We start from the raw sequence: 12811 nt of genomic DNA, 5'->3' as shown, positions 1-12811 counted from the left end.
AGTGGCATAGCAAAACATTTAATACGGTTCGTAACGTTTGTAAATTTCGGTTTGAATTGGTCTAAGTGTTTACGGCACAATGAGTTAGGTATGGCGGGCGTGATGTTCACTACTTAGCGTGGCGTTAGATTTTAGTAGAGGATTTTACTTGAAAAACAAAGTATTTGAGTTGTTGGAGAAATTAAAAAAAGAAGTTCCAGGTAATTCCTTTACTGGAACAGGTATCATCATTTATGACGACTTGAGTGATTTGCCTATCTTCAACATGAGTAAGGTTTCTGAATTGCATGGTAATAATGATGTATATACAACCATTTTGGAAAGTAGTTTGGCGACCAATACCCACCACGATGGCTTTAACATGATCAATAATGAGTTCAAAATAACACATAGAAATGTGTACTTTGCTCCTCCTGTTGATTTTGAGGTGAAGTTTGATAATGAAAGTGGCTTTGGTACTAGATATGTAGCGGCATTGTTGGGCTCAAAAGTTAAAGGCGTGTTGTTAACCGCTGTTGTAAGTAACTCGTATGGAATCGTGGTTTTTGAAAACGGCTCCCCTGTGTTGGTAAGCAAGTAATGATAGATACAAAATCAATAACAAAACTATTGATCATATTTTCAATAATATATTCGTTGATTGTAGTTACAATCGCAAAAATATTACCAGCAATAGGTATCTCAAACATAAGTGACATGAAGGTTATTTTTTCAATATCTACGATCGTTGAGTTTATTTTAATATATCTTTTCTCCTCAGGTTGGCGAAAAGTATGGAAATGGTTTCCTGTACTAAACGATAAGTTTTTTCCTGACCTAAATGGTGAATGGCTTGCCGAGATTAACTGGAACTGGAATGGTGTGCAAGGAATAAAGTTAGGTAAAGTTTTTATAAAACAATCTCTTATTACGTTCAGTGTAAGTCTGGAAACAGATGAGTCACGTTCAAAAACATTACTGGTAAAACCATTTAAAGACCCTGAATCTGATCAAGCATCGTTTTATTACATGTACAGTTCAGAATCAAAAGCAATTAACAGTGATTATAATAAAGAACATAAGCAATCACATGAAGGTGCTGCAATTTTGCACCTTAGTTTGGAAAGTAATGATGAGCTGTCTGGAAACTATTTTACAAATAGAGAAACATTTGGACATTATGTGTTCAAACGTAAAGTTAAATAAATCTAACATAAACTTAAAGTTTCAAAGTGATTTTTTTAACTAATTGTAAGTCGTTTAGATTAATCCTATTAAATGACTTCTTTCCAAGAGTAAGCGGTGAGGGTGTATTGTAGGTGTAAGATCAAGTCACACAATATAATCAAAACTGTCACTTCCGTCTGATTTTGTATGGTCAATGTTTCCACACTGTTTAAATATATAACAGCACAAAATATCTTGTTCTCTTTTTATTTCTGCAATAACCATGTTACACGAGTCATCTTTATTTAATAATTTGAGACGCTACAAATGTAGCCAAACCTAAGATACATGTGATTACAATAGCCCATGTTTGGATATTGTTGTTTCTCAGTTCACGTCTTTTAATTTCACCTTCGGCTTCATTCCTTTGTAAAGAGTTTTCCATAGCGTTGCCATAATGTCTCCCAAGCTCTTTTGTTGTGAATTTTTTAACTTCTTTTGCCATTGTTGATTCCATTTAACGCCACTTGTGGAATCTTATCATTACCAGTTAGCATAAACTTATACAAAGATCACTACTGTCAAAGAAACATGGTTCAGTCATTCATGTTTGTAAACAGTTAACAATGGTGCTATTTCGAATAGTTAGCTGCTAATTACTGAAATTTAATCAAGCTGGAAGCATAGTGGAACTTTATTTCTTTGATTTTTCGATTGTTTGGATAAAGTAATCCGCCATTTTATCGCGAAATGTTCGACCGCCACCCGTAGCATTAATCCAATAAGTATTACTTGCATCTTTTTTGAGAGCGCCGCACTCAGACCAATGAAGTGCGTCCTTACTGTAATCCAATTGTGATAGTGTTTCCCCTGCTTGGTAGAGCTCTTCCTTTGAAGTAACACCAGAGTTCAGTAAATGGTGTATTACGAGACCAAGAGCTTGCCAAACCTGCATCGAGTTTTGAAAGCCGCTTTTCTCTAGAATGAAATCACTTTTGAGAGCAGAAAGCCATCCTTGAATGAAGGGTGTTATCAATTTTACTGTCTCGGAGATTAATTGAGGGGTAATTTCTCGCTTATCAGAAAGCTTAGTTGGCAGACGCTTTTCTATTCTCGCCGTTCTTCCCGATAACGTGGCTAAGATGATGTGTATAAGAGTATGCCTAGTTGTTACATAACTATCTGATTTAGTAATCTTATTTAAATTTGATACGCCACCTAACTCACCTAATTTTAGTAGTGACGCTAACTCGTTAGCGCCAACTACTAATGGCGATCCATCATCAGTACAAGTTATGATATTTTGAGAATAAACTCTTGTATCGAGAGTATTCATATTTAGAAAGTGCTGACTGATCAGAATACTTGGAACTTCTACTTGAGGAGAGTAGTGAAAAATTACTCTTAACTCTGAGTTCAGGAGTTTGTTTGTATCCGCAACATCTAAAGCCCAACCGACCTTACGTTTTTCCTGTGTAAATGGGCAGCTTTTACCTAATAGGGTAAATAGAGAGCTAATACTGTGAAATCCTTCTACAAGAAAAGCTGAATCTTTTTTGAAAGTGATTTGTTTGTAATTTTCTAAAATAGTTTTTTCTTTTGTAATGCTACCGATAAATAGTGAGACAGGAGGGATATCAAAAAAAACATTCGTTTCAATACTTTGTTTTATGTATTTAGATATGTCTTCTTGACGCTGAACATTTACTGAACGCAGAAAGTTACCTGAAACAAAATCAAAATGTGTTACTTGCTCAGGCAAGATCTTCAACAATCGTGATACAGAGATGAATGCTTGAAATCTAGATATGCCAGCAGTTTGGTTTGTGTCAACTAAGCCTTTGAGTGAGATTTCATTATTATTCATTTTATATATTAACGTATTGTTTTTATTGAAGTGTACAAAAAAAGCATACAAAACTCTTGATCGGGGCGTCGCCCCGATCAAGAATGTGCTCGATTATTTTTGGTGAAAAAGAGAGATTTATTGTGGGTACAGACATGGAATTAAAGCGCTTTGGTGTAACGACAAAGAGTATTTTTGGGAATATCACGCATACGGGTTTTAATGAGATACATACGATGTCAACGGTGATGCCAGTTGCTGAATTACTCCGAGCATGTTCTTTCGATTTGATTCCCCCACATCTAAAGGTTTTGTACAAGGAAATTCAACGGGTAGTGACTCCGCAAAGAAGAAATGGATTTGAGGATTATTGCTTCAAGCACCTTACTGGTTCTACGTCTGTCGGAGGGGTTATTCCTCCTGTTCTGATCGGCTGTATGTCAGAAGTAAAGTGCACGCTGTCAGATGACCCAATGCATAATGATGCCCTAGTAGTTCAGCCTGATAATAATTTTATAGTAGATGGACTAAATAGGTTATCTACATGCGCGACTATTATCGGAGGGTATGACAATAGTACGGTTAAGCGTAGTTTAGATTCTGATAGTCGCTTGAAGCGCAGAGTTGAACTTTCTCAATTACTTCCAGAGCTTAGCGTCCAAGTGATATTTATATTTCGAGTTGATCGCGCACTGGAAGCTGATGATTTCTCCCAAATATTTGCAGATGTAAATGGACAACATCAACCAATGTCCACAAATAAACTAATGAAACTAGCTAGAACAGATGATGTTATTGCGTGTGCTAGAGATATTGGCCGCCTAGATAAGGTTGTACTTCATGGAGGGATGGATGAAGAATCGTCAAGAGTATCCGACAAAACAGATTTTATTATTACGCTCAATACGTTAACACGATTTGTACTTGGAGCTGTAGGCGGATATAAATTACAGACTAAATTAAGGGGGGTTAGGGAGATGAATGATGGCTCATTACTTTCCGAAAAGCACATTAATGTAATAAAAAAGGATCTTCTCATGTATTTCGATACATGGATTGATAATCAAGGTGAGCAGTACTCAGAAGACCGATCGGGATTTCAATTGGTTACGACGTTGGTTCAGGCTTTGGGTTTGGTATTCCATCGAGTTTGGAATACATGCAACACACTAGGAACCGCAGAGAGAATAAATGTAATTTACAACGTTGCCAAAAAACTGGGTCAACTTGATTATTCTAGAACAGCACCTCATTGGAATGATTGTGAATGCCTAGCTAAATCTGAAGATGGTACATACAAAGTTGTCACTGGAGGGGCGTCATCCCGTCGTCATTTTGCAGCTCACCTTTGCCGAAAAGTGGGGTTGTCTTATTCAGAAGGCTAAAATACTTCCGTTACCCAACAGGTTAGTTGGAAGGATTTATTATAATTACTATCCCATTCGTTGATTTTGTATAACTGATTTACTTGTATATCCTTTATAATACTAAATGCATATCATTTCTGTTAAGGGTATATTAAATAAAGAAAAATCATACAGAAGTATTGAAAATGAAAGTTCTGTCCCATATGTAATATGTTGATTATTTATATTATATGGAGACTGGGCTGTGCCTAATTTAGACGTAGTGTTGGATTTTGGATATGTGATTGCGCAAAAGAGGCTATCATCAGCTCGATACCTAATGAAAGTAGGCATTGGCGTTGCAAGTCTGTTTTTAGGGCTCGGTTCTTTGGTAGGCTCTTTTTCCTATGAAGGCTTTACGTTAAGCGCAGATAGTAATAGCTCACCTGTTTTACCTTTTATCATTAATGGATTTGCGTGTTTAGGTCTAGCTAGTCTAGCTATTGGTATATTGTTAGAAATATATGAGCACCTTTGGGGAGAAGCGTCAAAAGACAATCGTGCAAAAAGTATAGATCTCAGGAGCTTAGCAGTTGCCAAAGCCCCTACTTTGTCTAAGTCATTTCCATCATTAATAGAATCATCAGGTATACATGACACTCTGTATTTGGAGACAAAACCTGGAGAGAGTCGCACAGACTGGCTAACAAGATCTACTGAAGCCTTGTCTAAGTTTGCTCAAGAAGATCTAGTCAAAATTAACGACTTTGAGAGTGATCATCCGTTAGCTATGGGGGCTTTAGCTCATGTTCCACACTGTTTTTCTCTTGGGTTCCTTGTTGCCAATAGAAGATTAGTTCATTACTACTGTTGGAACAGAGATTCTAAAAAAGCAGAAAAAAGTCGTTGGGTAGATTGCAGAGACCAAAGGACTAGAGGACAGTCTATCAGTGGACAGGTTAATGTTATTCAATCTGAACATGTCACTACGCCTGAAGACGTGACTAAGATAGGTTTGTCGATTGAGTTGTCTATTCCATCTAATCCCCAAAACTTCTTGGAGAAGGTTGGTGTTGATGTTGTATATCAAATTGGATTGAAGAACCAGTCAATCGGGAACCTTTTCTCGGAGAAAGAACAGGTTAAAATAGTCTGTGAAATTAGAGAGTTAATTAATAATGACATATTAACTCATTACAAGAACTTGGAAGAACTCCACTTATCTATAACTGGTCAAGCATCATTCATAACGCGACTTGGTGCAGATATGAATCAAAATCACTTACCAAAAGTTATAAAAATTTATCACTTTGAGAACCAGAACTATCCATGGTATTTCGAGCTCAGCCCGAATAGTGACAGTGTTCAATTCTCTGTGTTAACAAACGAGGAAGGATAAGGAATGAACAAACGTGATAATGAACAACTACTAAGTCAGCTTGTTGATGATCTAGATCTACCTAATTCAGCTTATGAAACAGCAGTACGTCGCTATGAAAGTATAGGCGAGTGGTTAGGTAGGGAAGATTCTTCGTGTGCCGATTGTGACCCTCATATTTTCCCTCAAGGTTCGTTTAGATTAGGTATAGCTATTAAGCCGCTATCAGGTTTAGAAGAGTACGATTTAGATCTTGCTTGTAATTTACGTTCTGGTATTGACTCTACTACACATACACAACAGGAATTGAAAGAGTTAATAGGTACTGAGTTAGAGTTGTATCGTAATGCGCGAAGCATTAAGCAACCCGTAGAAGCAAAACATCGTTGTTGGCGACTAGAGTACGCTGATAACTTAAAGTTTCATATGGATATTGTTCCTTGTGTACCTGAGAGTGAAATTCGAAAGAAATCACTTGTTGTTGCTATGGAGAGCTACGGAATTGTTGAGTCTTTAGCTCAAAAAGTTGCAGAATTAGCCGTAGGTATAACTGATGATAGGCATCCTAATTATTCTCAGAAAGTGTCTGATTGGTTGATCAGTAACCCTGAAGGGTATGCACAATGGTTTGAGAACAATATGCATCCAACCGAATTGTTAAAGGTTGCCTGCGAATCAGCTCAAGTTGATGAAGTGCCCTTTTACAAGATAAAAACACCTTTGCAAAGGGTTGTACAAATACTTAAGAGACATCGTGATAAAATGTTTGCAGATAACTCAGACAGCAAACCAATTTCAGTTATTATTACTACATTAGCTGCATCTGCATATTCAGGTAGTAGTTTGCTGGAGTCTGCGCTTAAAGAAGTTTTACTAGGGCTGAAAAAGTTTGTTAATACCGATTCGAACGAAGTACTAAACCCTGTGAATCCTAAAGAAAATTTTGCTGATCGGTGGTCGATGTCTGCATACAATGATCTTGAGTTAAAGAAAAATTTTCATAATTGGGTTAATCAAGTGAACCGTGACTTTGATTTTTTGTTGGAGTCCGATGAGCTTGAAATGATCTCAGAGTCTCTTGCGAAGAATTTATCAGTGTCCCTTGAAAGCCACAAACTAGCATCATTACTGTCGATTCCTTTAACCTCTGACGCCATAGCGTCACAGCCGAAAATTGTAAGCGAGCCTTTCTCAAAGCCTTGGAGCAAAGGGCGAGGTGATTTTTGCAAATAATTGGTTTAGATGATTTTTTGAACGAAAACCCTTTGATGAACGTTCTACCAACATCAAAGGGTAAGTCTATAGAGTTGAAAGGGAAAGTTAAATTGAGTCATCAATTCAAGCATTTTCCTCAAGTCAGTAGACTTATTGAGATCAAAGTGAGCATTCCCGAACAGTTTCCATTTTCTTCTCCTATTTTTGAGGAGGTAGGAGGGTTTGTGCCGAAAAGGGATGACTTTCATGTAAACCCTGATGGCTCGCTATGTTTGGGGACTCCATTTCGTATTGAAACATTTATCCGTAAAGAACCGAACTTTAATACTTTCTATAAGAAGTTTTTCATTCCTTATATCTATGCAGTATCTCTTAAGATTATGAATAATATAGATTTTGTTTTTGGTGAGCTAAAGCATGGAAATGCTGGAGAATTGGAAGATTTTGGCGATATCTTTGGTGTCCAAAATGAACCTCAGATCTTAGGTTGCCTCAACTCATTGGTAATGAAAAAGCGGCTAGCTAACAAGAGGCCATGCCCTTGTGAATGTGGCAGGCGTTTAGGTGTTTGTAGATTTCACTATAAGATTAACCAACAGAGAAAAATCTTACCAAGAAGTTGGTATAGAAATTTGAAGTCCCGTTTATCATAGCGTAAGCCCCAAGGGGCTTTCTTCATTTTAGGCCCACCGTTGCTCTTTCACGTAAAAAAACGAGCATATTATTTACAAGTATAAATTTGCCTCATAGATTTCTAATTAGAGGGATAATATGTAAAGAAACTCGTAAATTAATCTATGTAAACTTAACGTACGTTTTCTTATGGTGGTGATCTGAAGATAGGGTATGCGCGTGTTAGTACAGACGATCAAAATGAAAGCTCTCAGGTTGATGCGTTATATTTGGCAGGTTGCGAGAGAGTTTATATAGAAAAGTGTAGCGGTAAGTCGAAACGGCGTCGTTCAGCGTCTTGATAGATTGGGCAGAAGTCTTTAATCGAATTACTGGATTCTTTCAAGCAGCAAGATTTTAAGCTTATTAGTCTTAATGAAAACATCGATACGACAACAGCTACAGGTGACCTAGCATTCCATATGATTGGGGCGATAGCTCAGTTTGAACGCAGATTAATCTCAGAAAGAACTAAAGTAGGTTTAAATGCTGCGAGAGCCCGAGGGCTCAAAGGTGGGTGAAAAGCAAAGCTAAGAGCCTCTGATATTAAAAATCTAGAGCGATGTTTAGATAAATCATTGACAAAAACAGAAGTGGCAGCACATTTCGGAGTTAGTCGACCCACTCTCAATAGGGCTTTAAGCAGTAGCACTAGTGAGCTTGAAAGTAAAATTGATTGAACTCCAGGTTCAAGTCTATCTGAATAGAGGATAGCTCGCTATTGAGTGATTAATCATTATGAAAATCAGTCCTTTACGGGTTGAAATTGTCACAAAAGCCCCCACGTATAATATGACTTATGGTGAGTGTTTTATTGTGGAGATTGCAATGGCTGATGTTCAAAAAGCATTTTTAGATTATCATGATCAAATTAAACTAGGTACATATGAAGAAAATCAGACGTTGCGCGATAAGCGAGACTTACTGATAAATGAACTTAATGAGTCACTCTCTGACGAAAAAGTTCCGAATACTAATAAGAAGCTGACCTTCTCAAAGATTGATCAAGGCTCTTATGCGATGCATACAGGAGTTAAGCCTCTAGATGGTGATTACGATATTGACGTAGGTGTCGTATTTGATATCAACATTGAAGATTATGATTCTAGAGCTTTGAAGAAACTTGTTCGAAATAAGCTTAATAAGCAACATAACCGAAGTGTGTCCTACAACCGTCCGTGTATCAGTGTTAACTATGCTAATGGCTACCATGTTGATCTTCCTGTCTATGCTAAAAATAATGGAAATCTACATATAGCATGGGGTAAGGAAACGTCTTCAGAGCATGTTTGGTATGAATCAGATCCCGATGGTTTAAAGCAGTGGGTTAAAAATGTATCTGATGATGAAGAGCAACGAGCCCAATTTAGAAGATGTGTAAGATATCTTAAGCGTTGGAAAAATAACAAGTTTCTCTCTATTGGTAATATAGCGCCACCCTCAATTGGTTTAACTATCCAAGCTAGAAATGCTTTTGTCTACAAGAGTGAGGATGACCTCTCTTGTCTTATTGGTATTGCAAAAAGCATTCGAGACAGCTTTACATCATCACTAAGTATCGAAGATCTAACGTTTTATCAAGTTGTGGAAGCTCCTTTACCTGTAGCCCCTTATAAAAATGTCTATTATAAGATGACGAAAAAACAACTTGATAATTATTACAATAAAATTGACGAATTGGTTGAAGCTTTGGAAGCTGCAAATCAAGAAGAGAGCCTTGCAGAGAGTACTAAGATTTTAAATAAAGTCTTTGGTGATTTCCCTGTAATTACTGATGCAGTTAAATCATGTAAGCAACCTTATCTACCTACGGGTATGAGTGCATGACGCCGAAAAAAATAGCTGACTTGATTGATGCCATTTTTTTCAAGCAGCTTCTTTCGAAAAAGCAAGTTGATGATACTACCTATGACTTTGAACTTCATGGACGCTCCATTGTGTGGAGCGTCCGTTTAAGTTTTTACTCAACATTTCCATTTAGCTTACCCTTGGTGACATTGTTGAATAAGGAGTACATAGGTCAGATACCACATGTTAATGTCAGTGGGACGGTATGCCTTGAAGAAGGGGATACTGTCTTAATTGACTACCATTCGCCCAAAGAACTTATTGAGGTTTTCCTTCTTCAAACTTTGAGAACGTTGGATCGTTCTTCTCTTAGAGTATTTAAAGATGAACTTTACGATGAGTTAGAAGGTTTTATTCACGGTGTTGATACTGTTAATTCTTTCTTTCGGGCTGGTCAGCAGGCTGAATTTTTGACACTGCGTATTGCGCCATCAATCAACTTTTTGGCACCTTACGATGTCTATCCAGTTGCTATCGCGAAAAACTTTAACGATATCTCAAGTTCTTTCAGTAATACGCAAGTGCTTAGCAAACACCAGTTGGTGAAAATTGTCCACATTCCTTTGATGACCCCAGTTGTTCCTCCAACGTCAGATGAAAACCCACAACGTTTTATTTCGGAAATAAAACAGCAGATATCCGAAGAAAATACACAAACACTAATCGAGCTCATTGGTGATAGCTCTAAAAGGCATCGTCAGTATTTTATTTTGTTAAGTATGCCAAGAAGTGATGGAAGTAGAAGTGAATTTCTTTGCCAATTTACCTCTAAAAATCCAGCGTTTCATCCAGTGCTAGAGTGGGATGCAGATTGGAAAATCAAGTTCTTTTTGCTAAATAGGCACAACAAAGAATACTTATTGGAAAGAGGTGGAGCTAGTTTAAGTCTAAACAATAAGTCAGTAGCGGTCATCGGGTGCGGATCTGTTGGTAGTGAAGTGACCATGTTAGTTGCTAAGTCAGGCGTTGGATCTCTTAAGCTTGTTGATGGAGATCTGCTTGATGCAGACAATATCTACAGGCATAGCTTAGGAGGTCGTTATTTAAACTTCAAGCCATCAGACAGAGACAGAAAGGTTCGGAAACATTCAAAGGTTAGCGCACTAGCTAAGGAACTATCGGTAAACCTCCCGCATATTAATGTAGAAACTTTCCCTCATGCACTCTCAGTTGAGAACATAGAAAGTGTTATTACAGGAGTAGATTTAGTTATTGTAGCTATTGGTAACCCGTCCACTAGCTTGTTGATTAACAGTAACTTGAAGAAACATAAGTTTAACAATGTTATTTTTTGTTGGAATGAGCCCCATGGTTATGGTGGACATTCCATTGCACTAAACTTAGAAGAGGTTTGTTTAGAATGTGTCTTTTATGGGAATAGTGATTCCGACCCTTCGATCCACTTAGTAGAATTTGGGCAGCCCATATCTAGAAACTTAACTGGTTGTGCCGGTGTATTTACACCATTTTCTTATCTAGATTCCACTAAAACAGCGACATTAGCAGCTCAACAAGCAATTACATTTTTGACGTTTGGCACTATTGCGTCACACGTGTCATCGTGGAGAGGTACTGACTCTGGTACTTTACTGACAACTAATAGATTCAAAACAATGGCATTGTCTGAAGACGTGACTTTAACAAGAAATAATGGGTGCAAGTGTTGTGACAATGGAAGCTGAGAACTGGCTTATTGAGTCAGAAGAATATGGTGATTTTGAAATTAAAGCTGATGTTATAGATACGTTGATAAGCCATCGTCAGTTACGATCTCAAGACTTAGAAGCTGGCGGCGCACTTATTGGTTGCATACATACTTCAGATAAAATGCAATCTAGCGATTTAACCACCCCGCAGCCAACTGACCGACGTTCTAGGTGTTCCTTTTATCGGTCTAGTGCTCATAACCATCTCTTAAATGAAAAATGGAAATCTAGCAACGGCAATGCCTATTTAGTGGGGCTTTGGCATACACACCCAGAGCCTATACCTAATTACTCAAACGAAGATAAACGTGATTGGGTCAAAGTGTTAAAACAAGGGCAATATGAGGGAACGCACTTGATGTTTATTATCGTTGGTCAAAGAAAAATGCGTCTTTGGGTTATAGACAATGAATCCTTTAGAACTTCACTTATAGGAGAGTATTCCTTTGAAAAGTAGTACTTGGGATAAAATTAAATGGTTATGGAAAACTTTTTGGAATGCGAAAAAAACGTCTTACCCTCGAACTAAGTGGGGGACAGGGGTCATTATTGCTTCAGTAGGTGTCCCGCTAGCTAACGTTGGACTTTTCACTGTGGAGTTTATCTTCGATCTACCTATCAATAGTATTTCTTATATTAAGAAAGAGTACTCGATGTTGTCTGGTGGTCTAGCGATACTTGGTGTTTTAGCGGGTATAGCATTAATCTACTCAGAATGGAGAAATACCTCACGAAGCACTGCAAAGGTTTTAATATCTTCAATGCCAAATACTAATTTGGAGTTTCCCGAAAATCTTCTTGATCCCGCTGAAAAAGAATCGTTTCGAGAGCCTGTAATACTTGGCGTTCCTTCTAGTACATATGAAGACATTAAGATGCAGTTAAGGCTCTACAATGCCGAATTAACCGCTAATATTTTCAATAGATTTATAATTCAAGAAAATTGTAGAAAACTGTACATTGGTGGGCTGGCGAGAATTCCATTTCTTGTCTCTTATGGAGTACTACTTCGTAACACAAGCATCGACGTTCATTTTTTTGACAAATCTCATAAAGAGCAGCGAGAGTGGATACTCTTAAACGAAGAGAGAACTGAGCTTTCTTATGCGTCTGAATGCAATTGTGTTACTGCAAATGCTAATGGAGACATTGCACTTGCCGTCTCATTTACATGTGAAATTGATAAGGAAGTGATCCCTAATGAGCTCAATGGGCATACACTTTTCATAAGATCAAACGTTAGCCCCCAAAGAAACCTGATAAAAAATCAAGAAAATCTTAGTGAAGCGGCAAGCTTCATTTCTTCAATAGTTGACGAACTTTCACAAAGAAAAAATGTAAAGCGAATACATTTTTTCTTAAGTGTGCAATCTTCGTTAGCTATAGCAATAGGACAACGATATCAAGAAGGTGTGCATCGGAAGTGGGTACTTCACAACTTTAATGCGGAAGAAGGGTTATATGATTGGGGACTAGAGATATCCTCATTGGGAGCAGAGTACTTTAACTCATTAGAGCTAGTAAGCGGACGATTTACAGAAAAAGCGATATGAGCACGTTCATTAAATGTTAGATAGATTTAATGTTTCAGCACGGTTCTACTTTCAATTAAGTTGAGAATTTTTGTTTAAATTTCTCAACTAATCTTCTCCAT

General features: G+C 37.5%; 12 protein-coding genes and 1 pseudogene. 11 read left to right on the top strand and 2 right to left on the bottom strand.

What is annotated here, in order from left to right:
* Window positions 1–148: 148 nt before the first annotated feature.
* Together L3V36_RS14350 and L3V36_RS14345 are read left to right on the top strand one after the other, a co-directional pair.
* Window positions 149–580: a diadenylate cyclase gene (locus L3V36_RS14350; RefSeq protein WP_208774972.1), complete on the top strand. Its 432-nt coding sequence runs from the start codon at window positions 149–151 to the stop codon at window positions 578–580.
* The gene (locus L3V36_RS14345) at window positions 580–1185 is read left to right on the top strand and encodes a hypothetical protein (protein WP_208774974.1); all 606 of its coding nucleotides are present in this window, start codon (window positions 580–582) and stop codon (window positions 1183–1185) included. Before L3V36_RS14350 ends, L3V36_RS14345 begins: the two co-directional genes overlap by 1 nt.
* A gap of 262 nt (window positions 1186–1447) precedes the next feature.
* Here the strand turns inward: L3V36_RS14345 and L3V36_RS14340 are convergent, their stop codons facing one another.
* A complete protein-coding gene (locus tag L3V36_RS14340; RefSeq protein WP_208774975.1) occupies window positions 1448–1651 on the bottom strand; it encodes a hypothetical protein in 204 nt (67 codons plus the stop codon).
* Between the two features lie 189 nt (window positions 1652–1840).
* On the bottom strand, window positions 1841–3013 hold the full coding sequence (locus L3V36_RS14335) for a hypothetical protein (RefSeq protein WP_208774977.1): 1173 nt from the start codon (window positions 3011–3013) through the stop codon (window positions 1841–1843).
* Between the two features lie 134 nt (window positions 3014–3147).
* On the opposite strand from L3V36_RS14335, the gene L3V36_RS14330 reads away from it, so the two are divergent.
* The 9 genes and pseudogenes from L3V36_RS14330 to L3V36_RS14290 all read left to right on the top strand — a co-directional run bounded on the left by L3V36_RS14330 (window position 3148) and on the right by L3V36_RS14290 (window position 12710).
* Window positions 3148–4377 (top strand): DNA sulfur modification protein DndB, encoded by a 1230-nt coding sequence (locus tag L3V36_RS14330; protein ID WP_208774979.1) that lies wholly within the window; start codon window positions 3148–3150, stop codon window positions 4375–4377.
* A 226-nt stretch (window positions 4378–4603) separates the two neighbouring features.
* Entirely contained in the window at window positions 4604–5737 is a 1134-nt protein-coding gene (locus tag L3V36_RS14325; RefSeq protein WP_208774981.1) for an SAVED domain-containing protein, read from the top strand.
* 3 nt (window positions 5738–5740) lie between these two features.
* Window positions 5741–6949, top strand: a complete 1209-nt coding sequence (locus tag L3V36_RS14320; protein WP_208774983.1) for a nucleotidyltransferase — start codon at window positions 5741–5743, stop codon at window positions 6947–6949.
* The gene (locus L3V36_RS14315) at window positions 6940–7584 is read left to right on the top strand and encodes a hypothetical protein (protein WP_208774985.1); all 645 of its coding nucleotides are present in this window, start codon (window positions 6940–6942) and stop codon (window positions 7582–7584) included. The genes L3V36_RS14320 and L3V36_RS14315 overlap by 10 nt, the downstream gene beginning before the upstream one ends.
* Window positions 7585–7764: 180 nt before the next feature.
* Window positions 7765–8097 (top strand): annotated as a pseudogene (locus tag L3V36_RS14310) (recombinase family protein); the annotation flags it as partial.
* Window positions 8098–8341: 244 nt separating this feature from the next.
* The gene (locus L3V36_RS14305; RefSeq protein ID WP_237296681.1) at window positions 8342–9430 is read left to right on the top strand and encodes a nucleotidyltransferase; all 1089 of its coding nucleotides are present in this window, start codon (window positions 8342–8344) and stop codon (window positions 9428–9430) included.
* Entirely contained in the window at window positions 9427–11133 is a 1707-nt protein-coding gene (locus L3V36_RS14300) for a ThiF family adenylyltransferase (RefSeq protein WP_208774987.1), read from the top strand. The genes L3V36_RS14305 and L3V36_RS14300 overlap by 4 nt, the downstream gene beginning before the upstream one ends.
* A complete protein-coding gene (locus tag L3V36_RS14295; RefSeq protein ID WP_208774988.1) occupies window positions 11123–11614 on the top strand; it encodes a Mov34/MPN/PAD-1 family protein in 492 nt (163 codons plus the stop codon). The genes L3V36_RS14300 and L3V36_RS14295 overlap by 11 nt, the downstream gene beginning before the upstream one ends.
* Window positions 11604–12710, top strand: a complete 1107-nt coding sequence (locus tag L3V36_RS14290) for an SAVED domain-containing protein (protein WP_208774990.1) — start codon at window positions 11604–11606, stop codon at window positions 12708–12710. The genes L3V36_RS14295 and L3V36_RS14290 overlap by 11 nt, the downstream gene beginning before the upstream one ends.
* The last annotated feature ends 101 nt before the right edge of the window (window positions 12711–12811 follow it).

The organism is Vibrio sp. G-C-1 (assembly GCF_021728015.1).
GTDB lineage: Bacteria > Pseudomonadota > Gammaproteobacteria > Enterobacterales > Vibrionaceae > Vibrio > Vibrio splendidus.
Note: the sequence above shows the minus strand (reverse complement) of the source record. Positions and strands in the feature narration are given on the sequence as shown.